This window comes from Paenibacillus zanthoxyli JH29 (assembly GCF_000520715.1).
GTDB classification, from domain to species: domain Bacteria; phylum Bacillota; class Bacilli; order Paenibacillales; family Paenibacillaceae; genus Paenibacillus_AQ; species Paenibacillus_AQ zanthoxyli.
On record NZ_ASSD01000008.1, the window covers coordinates 1 to 16,890 of the forward strand.

The following is a 16,890-nucleotide window of genomic DNA, read 5'->3' on the forward strand; positions in this document are numbered from 1 at the left end:
CGGATGACGCGGGCGGCGGTTACTACACTACACGCCGTACTTCGTCCTGGTGGAAATTCCCGGCTTCCGTTGCCGGAGCCATCGGCATCGGTCTGCTGTTGGGCTATGCCGCACTGACTTTATTCGGCGGGGTTAATGACCGCGGTTCTACAGGTACGGCTACGCCAGGAACTGCCTCGCAGCAGGATGCAGCGGGCAATTCGGTAAGCGCTCCGGCGGTTCCGGTACAGGTAGCGCAGCAGAGCTATTACCTGCTCCAATACGGGGTGTTCAGCACGCCGGAAGGAGCGGCTCAGGCGCAGCAGGAGCTGGAGAGCGCCGGGCTTGCCGCAGGGCTAGACCCTGAGGGTGGGAACCGGGTGTACGCCGGATTGTCATCCGACCGGGAGCAGGCGAAGCTTCTCGGCAGCAGACTGAAGGCGCAGGGCATCGATTTATATGTGAAGGAAGTCACTCTTCCTTCCGAGAGTCAGCTTGTATTTGGCGGGAATGGCGAGACGGTTACCCGTTATTTTAATACCAGCGGAGAATTGCTGAGGGAGCTCAGCTCCCTCTCCGCTTCGCTGCTCGGCGGTGATACGGCCGCGGACACCGCGAAGGTAAGCGACTTGCATCTGCAGTGGACGGAAGCGGTGAAGGCGCTGGAGGCGGGACTGCCGTCTGGGCCCTTGGCCACTGCCAAGGAACTGGAGAAATCCGTGAGCCGGGGCGTGTCGGCTATGAACGAGTATAGCAAGAGCAAGGCGGACGGTCTGCTGTGGGAAGTACAGGCGGCGATGCTCGACATGCTGAGCGGCCAGAAACGGCTGCTTGCGTCAATGGAACAAGGTTAAGCCAGAGTGTAGTATGATATGAGTATTCACTCAGGCCCGGCGTTCGGGCGATGGCTCCCGCGCCGGATTTTGCATTGTACTCACCGTATTTTCACCGTATAATGATGGGGATGTCATAGGCTGGCGGAGGGAAGATGGCTAATGAAGAAGAGAAATATAGGTATGCTTTTGCTTTACTTGATTCTGGGCTGGCTGGTCGGCGCCTGGGCAGCTAAGCTTCTGCAACCGGTTAAAGCACTGTCCTTCCTGACAAAGTCGACGTTGATCAAATGGTCGCCGCAAGCCGATCTGGACATCTTTTCTTATGACGTTACGATTCAACTGAAATTGTGCATGCTAAGCCTGATCGGTATTATTATCGCCGTGTGGCTGTACCGCAGGAAGTAAGCATTTAACCATATGGAAAGGAACACTTACAACATGAACGATAACCACATAACTTCGATTATTCTTGCTTCCGGTTCGCCTCGCCGCCGGGAGCTTTTATCTTTACTGGGACTGCCCTTTGACGTTATGCCGAGCGAGGCCGATGAGAGCTTTCCGGCAGAGTGGGAGCCCGAACAAATTGTAAGCGCGCTGGCCCTGCGCAAAGCGGAAGCCGTTCTTCCGCTTGCAGGCGAACGGAGCGGCGTTATCCTTGGAAGCGATACGATTGTTGTTCTAGAGGGGCGTATTCTCGGTAAACCGGCGGATGAGGAAGAGAGCAGGAAGATGCTAACCGCCCTTCAAGGGCGAAGCCATAAAGTGTATACGGGCGTTGCCTGCATCAAGCTCGGGGATGGCGTGAACGGCGGCATGCTCCGGGAGGGGATATCAGCAGAAGCGGCTTTGGTGAAAATGACGGCTCTGGCCTTTGGCGGTACGGGTAAGCCGGGAAGCAATGAAAATACCGGCAGCGATGCAGTGGAGCTCGGCGGCATTGGACGATACCGCGTGCTTTCTGAGTCGCCAAACGGAGAGCCTGCAGTTATTGCCGGCTATACGGAGAGCCGCGTGACGTTCCAGCCGATGTCGGCCCAAGAAATCGACGGCTATATCAAGACGGGCGAGCCGATGGATAAAGCAGGAAGTTACGGGATTCAGGGAATAGGCTCGCTTTTTATTGAAAAGATTGAGGGTGACTTTTACAGTATTATGGGACTCCCATTGAATCTTCTTTACCGGATGTTGTTGGAATTTGGCATCAATCCGTTAAAGGCTTAATTGAGAGGGGTATGTAAGTGCCAAGGGAAAGATTAATATCTTTTGATTCATCGGACTTTAGTCTTATCTCGGAAAACACACTACTAAAAGACCATTTTTGTAAAATGAGTACTTCTAAAATTATGTTCGACAATAAGCGGATTTCATCAATGCCCTTGGTATCGGCGTTTCCCTTAATGCTGCGACCAGTACGGATAGGTATTGCACTAAGATGGATGATAAAGAGTAGCCGAATCGTTCCAAAGAAATGGGAATTTTAAGTTGGAGCAAGCGACGAAAGTGTATTAAAGCGGTTCTTCCCCTGTCCGATTTATATTTGTATTGAGCTGGCTTTACCCGTATAATGATTTAGGGTATAAGATAACTGCGGCGCTTGTTGGGATTTTCGGACGCGCACGCACAGCTATTCGATAACTAATACTGTCATACAGCCATATCGCATATGCAGAGGCTGAAAGGAAGAGATCAGGGATGGAATCGTCAACGTTCATGCTGCGAGACCTTCCCCATGAAGAACGACCGAGAGAGCGCATGATGCAATATGGGGCGGAATCACTCAGCCAGGCTGAACTGCTGGCTATACTGCTGCGGACCGGAACCCGCCAGGAATCGGCGATTCATGTGGCGCAGCGCATATTGGGACAGGTTGGCGGTCTTCGCCGTCTGGCCGACCTTAGCATTGAAGAAATGATGGATATCAAGGGAATCGGTCCCGCCAAAGCGGTGCAGCTGAAAGCCGGGATTGAGCTGGGACGCCGGATGTCGAACTCGCGGCTGGGCCAGCTGGTTACGATTCGCAGCCCGCATGATGCGGCGGATATTCTAACCGAGCAGCTTCGCTATTTGCAGAAGGAGCATTTTGTCTGTCTCTTTTTAAATACGAAAAATCATGTAATTGCGCAGGAAACGCTTTCGATGGGCAGCCTTAATGCATCCATCGTTCATCCAAGAGAGGTGTTTCGGGCGGCCATTAAGTGCAGCAGCGCTTCCATTATATGTGCTCATAACCACCCCAGCGGCGATCCAACACCGAGTCCGGAGGATATTTCCCTGACCCGAAGACTGCTTGAGGCAGGCGAGATTGTCGGAATTGACGTGCTGGACCATTTGATTATCGGCGATGACGGATTTGTCAGCATGAAGGAACAAGGACTTATGTAACAATAAACGATGCAATTGACAGGGAAAGGGAGTTTACAGCATGTTAGGTGGCTTTACAAAAGATTTGGGAATTGACTTGGGAACGGCAAATACACTGGTTTACGTCCGCGGAAAAGGCATTGTGGTAAGAGAGCCTTCCGTTGTCGCGATCCGTACCGATACGAAAACGATTGAAGCTGTAGGCGAATCCGCCAAAAAAATGATCGGCCGCACGCCGGGAAATATCCGGGCTATCCGTCCGATGAAGGATGGGGTTATCGCCGACTTCGATACAACCGCTACCATGATTAAATACTTTATCCGCCAGGCTCAGAAGCAGCGCTCCATGTTCCAGCGCCATCCGAACGTAATGGTATGCGTCCCTTCGGGAATTACCGCCGTGGAGCAGCGGGCCGTAGAGGATGCGACGAAGCAAGCCGGAGCCCGCGAGGCATATATTATCGAGGAACCGTTCGCGGCCGCGATCGGCGCCGACCTGCCGGTATGGGAACCGACGGGCAGCATGGTCGTTGATATCGGCGGCGGCACGACGGAGGTTGCCGTCATTTCTCTTGGTGGTATTGTAACAAGTCGGTCCGTACGTGTGGCCGGGGATGAAATGGACGAGTCGATTATCCAATACATTAAGCGCCAGTACAACCTCATGATTGGAGAACGCACGTCGGAACAATTGAAGATGGATATTGGCTCCGCGTTGCCGCTGGAGAAGGCGGAGACGATGGAAATCCGAGGACGGGATCTTGTGACCGGACTTCCAAAGACACTCAGCATCACATCGGGTGAGATTTCCGAGGCGCTGGCCGATACGGTCAATGCGATTACCGAAGCGGTAAAAGTAACGCTGGAGAAATGTCCTCCGGAGCTTGCCGCCGACATTATGGATCGTGGGATTGTTCTGACCGGCGGGGGGGCGCTGCTTCGCAATTTGGATAAGCTGCTGGCGCGCGAGACCGGCATGCCTGTTATCGTAGCGGAGAATCCGCTCGACTGCGTGGCGATCGGAACCGGCAAAGCGCTGGAAAATATCCATCTGTTCAAGACCCACGGCAGCGCATCCTTTCGGTCGAAACGGTAGATTTATGGGGAGAGAGAAGGACTATCTAGAGCTTCTGGAGCGAGAGAGAAAACGGTTGTTAGAGGGTGTTGAAACTGTTTAAGCTGTTCAGCAATAAGCGGCTGTTCATACTGTTAATTACGCTGGTACTCTTTATTGTGGTCATGGGCTTCTCTCTCGGAACAAGAAAGTCGTTGTCGTGGCCCGAAAACTTCGTCAGAGATACGACCGGTTTTGTACAGAGTCTGTTCTACAAGCCCGCTGGATACATAGCGGGCTTCTTTGAAGATATTGGTAACCTGAAGGGTCTTGCCGAAGAGAACGAGCGGCTGAAGATCACTGTTGCCCAGTATACCCGGGAAAAGGTCCAGTATAATATACTTGCAGCCAGAGTCGAGGAGTACGAGAAATTACTGCGGTTCACAAAGTCGCAGAGCAACCAATATAATTATGAGTACCATTATGCCCAGGTGATCAGTCTGTCGACGGATCCTAGCAATAATACGCTGGTTATTAATTTGGGGGCGCGGGACGGCGTCAAGCCGAATATGTCCGTTATTTCCGAGAAAGGTCTTGTCGGCATCATTAGTCAAGTGAGCAAATTTACGTCGACTGTCAAGCTCTTGACTATGATGGACAGCAGTGATCCTAACTCTCAACCGCCGATAGCCGCCACCGCATTCGGTAAAGTCAAAGAGACGTTCGGAATGGTCGAGCGTTACGATCAGCAGACGCAGCGGCTTATTATGACCCGGATTGACGAGAAGGACCCAATCGCCGTGAATGATATGATCATATCATCCGGAATCGGTGGCCTCTATCCGCAGGGACTGATTATCGGTACAGTTGAGAGCGTCGAAGTTGGGGAGTTCGGGTTGACCAAGACCGCCGTGATAAAGCCTGCGGCCGGCTTTGAGGACTGGAAGAATCTGCTTGTCGTCTTTACTCCGGAGGAGCCGCAGTGAGAGCGCGCAAGTCGACTCTTATTCTGCTACTGTTTCTGCTGTTTATTCTTCAGGGCACCGTATTGCCCTGGGTCATACCGGATTCGTGGGAAATGCGGATTGTCCCGAACCTTGTCTTTATTGTTATATTATTTGTGACCGTATATCGTCACCGGCATACGGCGCTGATACTGGGCCTAAGCTTCGGCATGTTGCAGGATATCGTGTTTTACGGAAGAATCATCGGCGCCCATTCCTTTACTATGGGTGTGTCTGCCTATTTGATCGGCCTGATCTTTCAGGCACCCCGCGCGCCGCTGCCGCTTATGATGACGATTGTGCTTCTGGGTAGCTGGCTCGATGACAGCATCTTGTTCGGCATTTACAGCATATTCAAGCTGAACCGCGATCCATACAATTGGGCGCTGCTAAGCTATATGCTGCCCACCATGCTTATTCATTTTGTCCTTGGACTTCTGCTGTACATTCCCGTCCGGCGTCAGCTTGAGAAGTTGGAGAGCGGGACGCGCAAGGAAGAGAAGGAGTAAAGCTTGGCTCATTTTCTATCGAATCAAGCAGGAACTTTAGGGCCTTGGCACGAATGAATGAGAATGGGGGGAGGGGCATATGACAGTAATATCCAAGCATGTACGGATAAAAGGCATCAAGGACGGCCTGGTCTTCCTGCTAGATGACAAATGTCCCTTTGAAGAGCTGCTTGACGAGCTTCGGTACAAGCTGGAGCACAGCCATCAAAATATTTTAACCGGACCGATCGTGCATGTGGATGTCAAGCTTGGCAGCCGTTCGGTAACTGAGGAAGAAAAAGAAGCGGTGCTGGAGATATTGCGCAGACCGGGCAATCTGCTGATCCGTTCGATCGAGGCGCAGAATGCCCCGAAACCGGAGAGCGGAAGCTCGATGTTCGTGATGAGCGGCATCCTTCGGTCCGGCCAAGTGCTGCATCATAAGGGAGATCTGCTCTTTCTTGGAGACGTGAATCCCGGCGGCACGATTACCTGTACCGGAGATATTTTTATTCTCGGGGCGCTGAGAGGCATGGCTCACGCGGGAGTGGAGGGCAATGAAGAAGCGGTTATCGCGGCTTCCGTGATGGCTCCGACCCAGCTTCGCATAGCCGAGATCATCAGCCGGCCCCCGGATGAATGGGAAACCCGGGAGAGCAGCATGGAATTCGCATTTTTGTCGGAAGGTGCTATGAAAATCGACAAAATACACAACATCGTCAAGCTGCGTCGGGATTTAAATGTGTTTAAGGGGGTGTAGCCTCATGGGAGAAGCGATTGTTGTTACCTCCGGCAAAGGCGGCGTGGGCAAGACGACCACAACGGCTAATATTGGAACCGCGCTTGCGCTGCAGGGGAAGAAAGTATGTCTCGTTGATACCGATATCGGGCTGCGAAATCTGGACGTGGTTATGGGTCTTGAGAACCGGATCATATACGATCTGGTGGATGTTGCCGAAGGACGCTGCCGGCTTGGCCAAGCATTGGTCAAAGACAAGCGGTTTGAAGAACTGTATATGCTCCCGGCCGCGCAGACAAAGGACAAAACTTCAGTCACCCCCGAGCAGGTAAGAGATATCGTATTGGAACTGAAGAAGGAATATGAATATATTCTAATCGATTGCCCGGCTGGAATCGAGCACGGCTTCCGCAACGCGGTAGCCGGCGCGGATAAGGCGATTGTCGTGACAACGCCCGAACATGCAGCTGTACGCGACGCCGACCGGGTGATTGGGCTGCTCGAGCAGTCCGATGTGGAATCGCCCAAGCTGGTCATTAACCGCATCCGGCCTGGACTTATAAAATCCGGCGATATGCTTGATGTCGAGGATATTTTGCAGGTGCTCAATATCGACCTGATCGGGATTGTGCCGGATGACGAACTTGTGATCAAGGCGGCTAATATGGGAGAGCCAACGGTCATGAATCCGGATTCGGGCGCCGCCATTGCTTACCGCAATATTGCCCGCCGCATTTTGGGCGACGCTGTGCCTCTGATGCAGCTTGACCGCAAGCCGGGCGCATTCAAAAAGTTGAAGAAATTTTTCGGGATCGGTTAAAGGCATAAAACTGAGACTGCCAAAAAAAGCAAGCCCCGGACACCACGTTCATTAGTGGTTGTCCGGGGCTGGTTTTTTTAAATATAAGATTTTATAAGCTGACCCCCGATAGAAGGTCTGTGCCCCAGCCCGCCGTTTCTCCCATGAAGGCTTGTTCTAAAATCGCCGCATTCCCTCATAGGATGATACTAAACAAGCCCGCCGGAGGGATCGATATGGGTCACAAAACAATCGCAGGGAATCACCGCAAGCAGCCTATCCGCAATCTGCTGGAAGACGAATCGGATTTCACCAAATCGCCACGATTCACCAGGCCGGAGGATGACAGTGCGGAAGATTGGCATAAATACCTGAATGGGAACGGCGCCGAGCCCGACCCGGAAAAACTATGGAAAGAGCGGCAGCGAAACTGGGACGGGGAAGGGGAACGTAAGAAGCCGCGATTTCTGTCCGGCTTTATTCGGCGCACAATGATTAGCGGGCTCCTGTTCGGAGCGGTATGGGGGATCTTTTCGGTGCAGCAGCCGTGGGCTTATCGCGCGCAAAATTTCATTTCGGACGGCTTAAGCAAGGATATGGATTTTTCTGCAGCCCGTATGTGGTATGAACGGTATTTTGACGGAGCTCCGGCGTTTATCCCGATTTTCGGGAACGGAGAGGATAAGGCGCGGAAAGCCTCTACGCTTCATAAGCTGTCTCCTCCTATAGCAGGAAGCATTGTTAGGCCATTTGCCTCTACGTTAAAAGGCGTAGAAATCAAGCCTGCGGCCGATGAACCTGGAAGCGCGGTGGTAAAAAGCATAGATATGGGAAGGGTGCTGTCCGTTTCGCGTGAAGCGGATGGAGGCATCCGTGTAACCGTTCAGCATAGCGGAGGAATTACCGCCGAATACGGACATTTAAACGGCACGAAGCTGAAAGCGGATGACTGGGTACAGAGCGGCGGCACCGTCGGATGGATGGAGGAAACGAGCGCGTCTTCTCCTAAGCTGCTCTATTTTGCGGTAATGCGGGACAAAGCTTATATCGATCCGGCGGAAGAGATCGGTTTTGATTAAGGTTTGGGGCATTTCCTTTTTCCTGCATCCGCTGTTTGTCATCATAATGCTGCTTTCCGTGCTTACCGGGCAGTTTCTCGAGCTGCTGACGCTATTTGCCATCGTCCTCGTTCACGAGCTGGGACATGTCTGGGCGGCGCTCCTGGCGGGGGCGACCGTCAAATCGGTACAACTGCTTCCGTTCGGAGGAGTCGCGGTTATTGAGGATAATGGAAAGCTGACCGCATACCGCGAGATCGGAATTGCGCTGGCAGGGCCGCTGCAGAACGTGCTGATGATCGTGTTCGCGGCCGCTTTGAAAGGAGCCGGTTGGGGCGGCGAAGCCTATATGGATTATCTCATTCAAGCCAATCTCATTATCGCCTTATTCAATATGCTGCCTATTTTGCCGCTTGATGGAGGGAGAATCGTACAAGCTGCCCTAAGCCTTCAGGCGCCGTATTACTCGACTCTGCTCTGGTGCGGACGAATCAGCATTGCGGCAAGCGCCTTGACGGCCGTGTATGCTCTGCTGCCGCTGGTAAGCGGCGGTGGACTTCGGCTTAATTTGCTGATGATCGCTGCATTTTTGCTGTATTCCAATATAACGGATCACCGAAATCTTCCTTTCCGGTTTTTGGCTTTTCTCATGAACCGGGGCGCGATATATGAACAACATATGGACAAAGGTACACCTGCACTCCCGATTGTTGCGCCTCTTGCGAAACCTTTGGATGATATCCTGCGTCTATTTAAACGGCACCAGTATCATTTGATCTATGTGCTTGACGCCGAAGGAGGCGTGATGGCGGTCGTACCGGAGCAGCGCTTGCTCTCGTCCTATTTTGGGATATGAAGCGGCTGTTTTCGGCGCTCTTCGCCGATCCTCCATAGGGGAATTGGGGGATTTTTGAAAAATGAAATGGAGAAGCTTCACGCTTATCCATAGACTCACATTTTTGCGAGAAACGGTTGCAGTCCTTAAAAGGACAGCAGAGCCGTTCTTCTTAGGTAACCAGAGGTGACGCCATGAAACAAATGATCGTTCACTGTTCGCAGCATGTGACCCGGATGGCCCTTCTGGAGAAGGGAAGACTGGTGGAATATGCGGCTGAGCGGGAGGAGCAGCAGGGACTGGTCGGCAGCTACTACAAAGGACGGGTAATGAATGTGCTGCCTGGAATGCAGGCCGCTTTTGTCGATATCGGGCAGAAAAAAAATGCCTTTCTATATGTAGATGATGTACTGCATCCGCATCTAGAGAAACAGCCTAAAGTAAAGCCATCGATTGATACGCTGCTAAAGCCCGGACAGGAAATTATTGTTCAGGTTAGAAGAGAACCTAGAGGAAACAAGGGAGCGCGGGTCACGACACACTACACGCTCCCGGGGCGCTGGATGGTATATATGCCGTTTGCGGAATACGTCGGGGTTTCGAAAAAGATCGGGCGCGAATCCGAGCGGAACCGGCTGAAGGCGCTGGCCGAACGCCTGCGGAAGAATGAAGAAGGTCTGATTATGCGCACCGTGTCTGAGGACGAGCTCTCCGAAGCGGTGGAAGGAGATTTAGCTCTTCTGCGGGCACAGTGGGAGAGAATCATGCACCGCGCCCAGAAGGCGGAAGCGCCGGCGCTGCTGCACCGTGATCTCAGTATCGTACAGCGGTTCATCCGCGACGCGTTCGATCCCCGGCTGGACGAGCTTCGTATAGATTCTCCACAGGCCGCCAAGGAGGCTGAAGCATTCTTGAGCGAGATGGCTCCGGAAGGATACAAGCCGGTGGAACTGTATACCGGAGCTGCGCCAATTTTTGCCGCATACGGAGTGGAAGAGCAGCTGGAGCGCGGGTTCAGCCGCAAAATTTCGCTAGAAGGCGGAGGAACGCTCATCTGGGATGAGGCGGAAGCGCTAACAGTAATCGATGTCAATACGGCACAATATACGGGTGGAGCGTCGCTGGAAGAGACGGTTACGCGCACCAATCTGCTCGCTGCGGAAGAGATTGGGCGTCTAATCCGGCTACGGGATACCGGCGGCATTATCATCATCGATTTTATTGACATGGAACTGGAAGAGCATCGCAAAATGGTGGTGGCCCGGCTCGAAAGCATCATCAGCAGTGACCGGACGAAGACATATATTTTGGGCTGGACTCGGCTGGGGCTGCTTGAGATGACGCGGAAAAAAGTGAGGCATGACGTTCTGGAGTTCTTTACCCGTCCATGCGAATGCTGCGGAGGCACCGGTCGAACGCCGATGTGGAAGCAGGGACGGGTATAAACGGTATCGCTTCGTTGGAAAATATTTATATGCAGTAACAGCGTTGACTATTCCAGGTCTCCATGCTATCATCTATAAGTATGTGTCTGGTTTATTGAATTGCCTGCACATGCTGTAACCGCTCCGATCGGGTAATCAAGTGCGATTCCGTAAGGAAGCGCCACCTGGACCAGGCGAGTCTGAGACATGAGGAGGTGCAAAACCAATGTATGCAATTATCGAAACTGGCGGCAAGCAATACAAAGTTCAAGAGGGCGACGTATTGTTCATCGAGAAGCTGAACGCGGAAGACGGAGCAAGCGTAACGTTTGACCGTGTCCTAGCTGTATCGAACGAAAGCGGTCTGACGGCGGGAACTCCGCTCGTAAGCGGCGCTTCCGTAACGGCGAAGGTTGAGAAGCATGGTAAAGGTCAGAAGGTTGTCGTTTACAAATACAAACCAAAGAAGAACTACCATAAGAAGCAAGGCCATCGTCAGCCTTACACAAAAGTAACGATCGAGAAGATTCAAGCGTAAGAAGGTGCGTTAATGATTAACGTGCGGATTACGAGGTCTTCCTCTCAAGGCGCGATCATCGGTTTTGCCGTCAATGGCCATGCCGAGTATGATAGAAGGGGCAGAGATATCGTGTGTGCCGGTGTTTCGACCGTAACGGTCGGTACCGTCAACGCGATTGAATCCTTAACCGGAGTCGTGCTGGATTCGTCTATGAAGGACGGGTTTCTCAGCGGGACGCTGTTGCCGATCGAAGACCCCGAAACTGCTGCCAAAGTGCAGCTGCTTTTGGAATCCATGATCGTTATGCTCAATACGATTGCAGAGTCGTACGGTAAGTATATTCAGATACAGGAAGTCATTATTTGAAGAAGGAGGTAGACAGCATGTTGAAATTGGATCTTCAATTGTTCGCATCGAAAAAAGGTGTAGGTTCCACAAAGAACGGACGCGATAGCCACGCGAAACGTCTTGGCGTGAAACGTGCCGATGGCCAAGCCGTAACAGGCGGAAGCATTCTGGTGCGTCAACGCGGAACGAAAATCCACCCTGGCACGAACGTAGGCATCGGCAAAGACGATACTTTGTTCGCCAAAGTGGACGGCGTTGTGAAGTTCGAGCGTCTGGGCCGCGATCGTAAGAAAGTGAGCGTCTACCCGGTAGACGTCGCTCCGGTAGCAGCGGCTCTGGAAGCGTAAGCTTACGGACTATAATTGCTAGTAAAGCCTCCGGCATGAACGCCGGAGGCTTTTTTTCAGGATAAGGAAATTTCCAGATAGCAGGAAAATTCTTGCCGCTTCTTAATGAATCCGGGGGAATTCCTATGGTATACTTGGTAAACATGAACGGGTCTGATTGTGGTAGGGCGCTAAGAATTCGCGAACGTAAGGGACGGGGAAGACAGTATGAAATCCTGGAAAAGCGCATTAGGAGCGTCGGTGTTATCGATAGCGTTACCCTTGGGGGTCGCCTGCGTATGGCCGACGCTTTGGACATGCCTTCTGCTTGGCTTGTGGGCCGCAGCGGCAGCTTTATTCAGCGTCCTGGCGGTCCGCCGCCATTATGAACGGGAACTGCGGAAGCAAGAACGGATCCTTCAGCAGACGGCGATCCGGACGCTTAATCATCACCGCCATGACTGGATGAATGATCTCCAGGTACTGTACGGCTATATTCAACTGGGCAAGCCTGATAAATCGGTACAGTGTGTGGAAAGAATAAAAGGACGCATCGAACTGGACAGCCGGATATCCAAGCTTGGTATTCCGTCACTGGTCTTCTATCTTCAATCCTTTCGCACAGTGGGCGGAAGCCTGCAGCTGGACATTGAAGTGGAAGAAGGATTGCAGCTTGGAGATAAGCTGACGCCCGAGGCCGGAGATGAGCTGACCTCGGTGATTATGCAAGCGGTCAGAGCCTGCCAATTTGGAGGGCTGGCTGCCCAGGGCGAGACCCGTTCGCTGCTCCTTTCCTTTAAGAAGGATAAGGGGGACGTTGTCATTGCATTCGGCGGCAACGGCGACGGCTTGCGCGGGGGAACTGAGCTGTTCCGGGAACAGATATTTAATATCGTCCAGGGTAAAATTGTAATAGCGGAGCAGCTGACGCCCCATAAGGCAGACTTCCAGCTGCGCTTGCCGATGGGAATGTGAAGGAAGGTGAGACATCCATGTTTGTAGATAAAGCGAAAATATTTGTAAAAGGCGGTGACGGCGGCGACGGTCTGGTCGCGTTCCGCCGCGAGAAATATGTGCCGGAGGGCGGCCCAGCCGGCGGGGACGGCGGCAAGGGCGGGGACGTCATTTTCCGCGTGGACGAAGGGCTGCGTACCTTAATGGATTTCAGGTATCAGCGGCATTTCAAGGCCCAGCGCGGGGAAAAAGGGCGCAATAAGAGCCAGCACGGCGCGGGAGCAGACGATATGATCGTCCGCATTCCGCCGGGAACGGTGCTCATTGACGATGACAGCGGTGAGATCATCGCCGACATGACACGTCACGGCCAGGAAGTGGTTGTGGCCCGGGGAGGCCGGGGAGGCCGGGGCAACATCCGTTTCGCAACGCCGAATAACCCTGCTCCCGAGCTTGCGGAGAACGGGGAGGAAGGCCAGGAACGCTACGTTGTGCTTGAGCTAAAAGTCATGGCGGATGTAGGACTTGTCGGCTTTCCGAGCGTAGGCAAATCCACATTGCTGTCCGTCGTTTCGGCTGCCAAGCCTAAAATTGGAGCGTACCATTTTACAACTATCACACCGAATCTCGGCGTCGTGGACGTAGGGGACGGCCGCAGCTTTGTCATGGCGGACCTACCCGGACTGATTGAGGGCGCTCATGAGGGCGTTGGGCTCGGGCATGAATTTCTGCGCCACATCGAACGCACGCGTATCATCATTCACGTTGTCGATATGGCCGGCTCCGAAGGCCGTGATCCGTTCGAGGACTGGGTGAAGATCAACGAAGAGCTGCAGCAATACAACACTGGCCTTGCCGATCGTCCGCAGATTGTAGCGGCCAATAAGATGGATATGGAGGAAGCGGAGGCGAACCTGGCTTCTTTCCGCGAGCGCGCCGGCAGTCTTCGGCCCGATCTGGAGATCCTGCCAATCTCGTCGCTGACCCGCAAAGGCATTCAAGAGCTGCTTTACCGCGCCGCCGATCTGCTTGATTCCATTCCGCAGGCTCCGGCCGTGGAGGAAGTGGCAGAGAGCGGTGAGCATAAAGTATATAAGCTTGAGGCAAAGGATGATGACTCCTTTACGATCACCCGCGATAACGAAGCCTTTGTCGTCAACAGTCCGAAGATTGAGCGGATGCTCAAACGGATGCAGCTCAATTCGCATGATGCGATTCTGAAGCTTGCGCGGACGCTGCGGCATATGGGTGTGGATGAGGAGCTCCGCAAACGCGGCGCGGTGGAAGGCACCATTGTTCGAATCGCCGATTTCGAATTCGAGTTTGTCGAGAACAGCAGCTACTATTGATTAAGTGAATAACGGAACGCAAGCAGGCGCAGCATGGTTTTTTCGTACAAGAAGAACCGTGACGGCGCCCTTTTTCTTACACTTTTTCAATAGGTGCATCCTATCTCGAAGTTGTTCCTGAGCTGCTGCGGAATCGAAAATTGGATTTCAGAGTACAACGGTTTTGTGAAAAGTATTGCAATTCTTTCTGAATAACTTTATAATGTCCACTATGTAAAAACAAAAGTCTTTGAGGAGAGGACGTTTGTGAAAGAACGTTATTATTTGGTTCGTGAAGATATTTTGCCCGAGGCGGTACTGAAGACGATGCAGGTCAAGCAGCTGCTGGAAGCCGGCGATGCCAAGACGGTTCATGAGGGTGTAGAGCAGGTGGGGCTGAGCCGGAGCGCTTTTTACAAATACAAGGACGGCATCCATCTGATCCATCAGCTGGAAAGAGAGCGCATCGTAACGATCTCGATGGATCTTGAGCATGAGTCTGGCATGCTGTCCAAAGTGCTTGGGGCCGTAGCGGGTCATGGAGCCAATGTGCTGACCATTCATCAGAGCATTCCGCTTCAAGGGTGGGCGAACGTTGTCCTTTCCATTGAGATCACCCACATAAATGATGAACTGGGAGACATGCTGGATAGCCTGAAAGGGATGACCGGCGTCAAGCGAGCTCTGATTGTAGGTCAAGGTTAGAAAGGGAATATACGTTAAGGGGGATTCAGATTCAGATGAAACCGGTGAAAGTAGGATTGCTCGGGCTGGGAACGGTCGGTACGGGCGTAGTTCGCATCGTGCAGGGGAACCAGGAGGATTTGAGCAGTCAGGTCGGTTCGCCGATACATATTGAACGTATTGCTGTTAAGAACTGTGATAAGCCCCGTTCGATTGAAATCGATCCGGCGAAGCTGACCACCGATCCTTGGGAAGTCATCCGCGACCCGGAAATCGATGTTATCGTTGAGGTCATGGGCGGGGTTGAGGCCACCAGAGAGTATATTTTGGAGGCTCTTGAGCGGGGCAAGCATATCGTTACCGCCAACAAAGATCTTATGGCTCTATATGGGACCGAAATATTGGAAAAAGCACAGGAAAAACAATGCGATGTTTTTTATGAAGCTAGCGTGGCTGGAGGCATCCCGATTATCCGGACGCTGATCGAAGGCTTTTCTTCCGACCGGATCGTTAAAATCATGGGTATTGTCAATGGAACAACCAACTATATACTGACCAAAATGAGCCAGGAAGGCGCTTCGTACGACGATGTGCTGAAGGAGGCGCAGGAGCTCGGTTATGCCGAGTCCGATCCGACCTCTGATGTGGAAGGGCTTGACGCCGCCCGCAAAATGGCGATTCTCGGCACACTGGGTTTCCGCACCAACGTTGAACTTCGGGACGTGAGTGTAAGCGGAATTTCCGGCGTCAGCAAAGAGGATATTTTGTTCGCAAAGCGTCTTGGATACGAGATGAAGCTGCTCGGCATTGCCGAGAGCGATAATGATGAATTCAGCATTAGCGTTCAGCCTACCATGATTCGCACGAGCCATCCGATCGCTTCCGTTAACGGAGTTTTCAATGCGGTCTATGTCTATGGCGAAGCGGTCGGGGAAACGATGTTCTACGGAGCGGGAGCGGGCGAAATGCCCACGGCAACGTCTGTTGTGGCCGATCTGGTTGCGGTGATCAAGAACTTGAAGCTGGGCGTTAACGGACTGAAGCAAATCGTTCCATATAAGAATAAGAAGCTGAAGAGCGACGACGATATTTATTTTAAAAACTTCCTGCTGCTCCATGTGGACGATAAAGCAGGGGTGCTTGCCAAAATCACCCAGGTGCTTGCCGAATGCGACGTCAGCCTCGATTCCGTCGTGCAGCAGGCGAATCCGAATAACCCGGCGGCCGAGATTATTATCGTTACGCATGATGCCAGCAAGTCCAGTATGAACAAGGTTCTCCGCCGTTTCGAGGAACTTGAGGTCATCCGCCGTATCAAAAGTCATTACCGTGTCGAAGGCTGATGCAAACCGCAGGGAAGGCATTATCTTTAAAGGAGACCATGGGTTGTGAAATATTCCATACTGTATGATAATAGAGAGCAATATTCCATTGTACTAGAAAAAAGGTCTTGCCGCAGACAAAAGGCGGTGCGCTCATGAGTAACAATAGAAAGGTTAGGGTGAAAATACCCGCCAGCACCGCGAATCTGGGTCCGGGATTCGATACGCTCGGCATGGCGCTGTCGCTGTATGCCTGGATCGAAATGGGCGAAGCGGAGCAGACCGTCTTCCACCTGTACGGTGATGAGATGAAGGATGTGGCCCAGGATAAGAGCAACTTGATTTACAAGGTTGCGCAGATGGTATTCGACGAGGCCGGCGTGTCTGTCCCCGAACTGGAAATTTCGATGTATTCCGAAATTCCGCTGACACGCGGGCTTGGCAGCAGCGCTTCCGCCATTATCGGCGGCATGGTTGCGGCCAATGCGCTGATCGGATCCCCCCTGAGCAATGACAGGCTCTTCGATATGGCAACCGCGCTGGAGAAGCATCCCGACAACGTCGGCGCTTCCCTGTTCGGAGGAATCATCGCCGCCGCCTGGGACGGCATCCATGCGGATGTTATCCGCATCGAGCCGCCGGAGGATCTTGAGGTGCTTGTCGTTATTCCCGAATTTGAACTGGCGACGTCTAAAGCCCGGGAGGCTCTCCCATCCAGCGTAACCGTCGCCGATGCCGTGTACAACGTCAGCCGCTCTTCGCTGCTGACCGGAGCGCTTGCCTGCGGGCGTCTGGACCTGATCGGCGCAGCGATGCGGGACCGGCTGGGCC

20 protein-coding genes and 1 other annotated feature are annotated in these 16,890 nt (G+C 52.9%); all 20 genes read left to right on the plus strand.

Going from position 1 to position 16,890, the window contains the following annotated elements; genetic code table 11:
- Positions 1 to 833: SPOR domain-containing protein (locus L691_RS0100350; protein WP_025688041.1), on the plus strand; the 833-nt coding region annotated here is incomplete at its 5' end.
- Positions 834 to 974: 141 nt separating this feature from the next.
- The gene (locus L691_RS0100355; RefSeq protein ID WP_025688042.1) at positions 975 to 1,220 is read left to right on the plus strand and encodes a DUF4321 domain-containing protein; all 246 of its coding nucleotides are present in this window, start codon (positions 975 to 977) and stop codon (positions 1,218 to 1,220) included.
- A gap of 33 nt (positions 1,221 to 1,253) precedes the next feature.
- The gene (locus L691_RS0100360) at positions 1,254 to 2,036 is read left to right on the plus strand and encodes a Maf family protein (protein ID WP_025688043.1); all 783 of its coding nucleotides are present in this window, start codon (positions 1,254 to 1,256) and stop codon (positions 2,034 to 2,036) included.
- A gap of 471 nt (positions 2,037 to 2,507) precedes the next feature.
- A complete protein-coding gene (gene radC / locus L691_RS0100365) occupies positions 2,508 to 3,197 on the plus strand; it encodes a RadC family protein (RefSeq protein WP_025688044.1) in 690 nt (229 codons plus the stop codon).
- Between the two features lie 40 nt (positions 3,198 to 3,237).
- Entirely contained in the window at positions 3,238 to 4,272 is a 1,035-nt protein-coding gene (locus L691_RS0100370; protein ID WP_025688046.1) for a rod shape-determining protein, read from the plus strand.
- Positions 4,273 to 4,337: 65 nt separating this feature from the next.
- Positions 4,338 to 5,216, plus strand: a complete 879-nt coding sequence (mreC, locus tag L691_RS0100375) for a rod shape-determining protein MreC (protein WP_025688048.1) — start codon at positions 4,338 to 4,340, stop codon at positions 5,214 to 5,216.
- On the plus strand, positions 5,213 to 5,743 hold the full coding sequence (gene mreD, locus L691_RS0100380; RefSeq protein WP_025688049.1) for a rod shape-determining protein MreD: 531 nt from the start codon (positions 5,213 to 5,215) through the stop codon (positions 5,741 to 5,743). The genes mreC and mreD overlap by 4 nt, the downstream gene beginning before the upstream one ends.
- Before the next feature lie 79 nt (positions 5,744 to 5,822).
- Entirely contained in the window at positions 5,823 to 6,482 is a 660-nt protein-coding gene (minC, locus tag L691_RS0100385; protein WP_025688050.1) for a septum site-determining protein MinC, read from the plus strand.
- Positions 6,483 to 6,486: 4 nt separating this feature from the next.
- Positions 6,487 to 7,281 (plus strand): septum site-determining protein MinD, encoded by a 795-nt coding sequence (minD, locus tag L691_RS0100390; protein ID WP_025688051.1) that lies wholly within the window; start codon positions 6,487 to 6,489, stop codon positions 7,279 to 7,281.
- A gap of 215 nt (positions 7,282 to 7,496) precedes the next feature.
- The gene (locus L691_RS0100395) at positions 7,497 to 8,339 is read left to right on the plus strand and encodes a M23 family metallopeptidase (protein WP_025688054.1); all 843 of its coding nucleotides are present in this window, start codon (positions 7,497 to 7,499) and stop codon (positions 8,337 to 8,339) included.
- Entirely contained in the window at positions 8,332 to 9,174 is an 843-nt protein-coding gene (locus L691_RS0100400; RefSeq protein ID WP_025688056.1) for a M50 family metallopeptidase, read from the plus strand. The genes L691_RS0100395 and L691_RS0100400 overlap by 8 nt, the downstream gene beginning before the upstream one ends.
- A 173-nt stretch (positions 9,175 to 9,347) precedes the next feature.
- Positions 9,348 to 10,598 (plus strand): Rne/Rng family ribonuclease, encoded by a 1,251-nt coding sequence (locus L691_RS0100405; RefSeq protein WP_025688058.1) that lies wholly within the window; start codon positions 9,348 to 9,350, stop codon positions 10,596 to 10,598.
- A gap of 106 nt (positions 10,599 to 10,704) precedes the next feature.
- Positions 10,705 to 10,789 (plus strand) — a sequence feature (ribosomal protein L21 leader region).
- A 14-nt stretch (positions 10,790 to 10,803) separates the two neighbouring features.
- Positions 10,804 to 11,115, plus strand: coding sequence for a 50S ribosomal protein L21 (rplU, locus tag L691_RS0100410; RefSeq protein WP_025336030.1), 312 nt, complete (start codon positions 10,804 to 10,806; stop codon positions 11,113 to 11,115).
- A 12-nt stretch (positions 11,116 to 11,127) separates the two neighbouring features.
- Entirely contained in the window at positions 11,128 to 11,463 is a 336-nt protein-coding gene (locus tag L691_RS0100415) for a ribosomal-processing cysteine protease Prp (protein WP_025688062.1), read from the plus strand.
- Positions 11,464 to 11,480: 17 nt separating this feature from the next.
- Positions 11,481 to 11,792: a 50S ribosomal protein L27 gene (rpmA, locus tag L691_RS0100420; protein WP_025688063.1), complete on the plus strand. Its 312-nt coding sequence runs from the start codon at positions 11,481 to 11,483 to the stop codon at positions 11,790 to 11,792.
- Positions 11,793 to 11,999: 207 nt separating this feature from the next.
- Positions 12,000 to 12,746 (plus strand): Spo0B domain-containing protein, encoded by a 747-nt coding sequence (locus L691_RS30945; RefSeq protein ID WP_025688065.1) that lies wholly within the window; start codon positions 12,000 to 12,002, stop codon positions 12,744 to 12,746.
- Between the two features lie 17 nt (positions 12,747 to 12,763).
- Entirely contained in the window at positions 12,764 to 14,074 is a 1,311-nt protein-coding gene (gene obgE, locus L691_RS0100430) for a GTPase ObgE (RefSeq protein ID WP_025688066.1), read from the plus strand.
- Between the two features lie 246 nt (positions 14,075 to 14,320).
- Positions 14,321 to 14,758 carry an ACT domain-containing protein gene (locus L691_RS0100435; protein WP_025688068.1) on the plus strand — a complete coding sequence of 146 codons (438 nt, stop codon included), beginning with the start codon at positions 14,321 to 14,323 and terminating at the stop codon, positions 14,756 to 14,758.
- Positions 14,759 to 14,793: 35 nt separating this feature from the next.
- A complete protein-coding gene (locus L691_RS0100440) occupies positions 14,794 to 16,080 on the plus strand; it encodes a homoserine dehydrogenase (RefSeq protein WP_025688070.1) in 1,287 nt (428 codons plus the stop codon).
- A 134-nt stretch (positions 16,081 to 16,214) separates the two neighbouring features.
- A partial coding sequence (gene thrB, locus L691_RS0100445; protein WP_025688071.1) for a homoserine kinase occupies positions 16,215 to 16,890 on the plus strand: 676 nt, incomplete at its 3' end.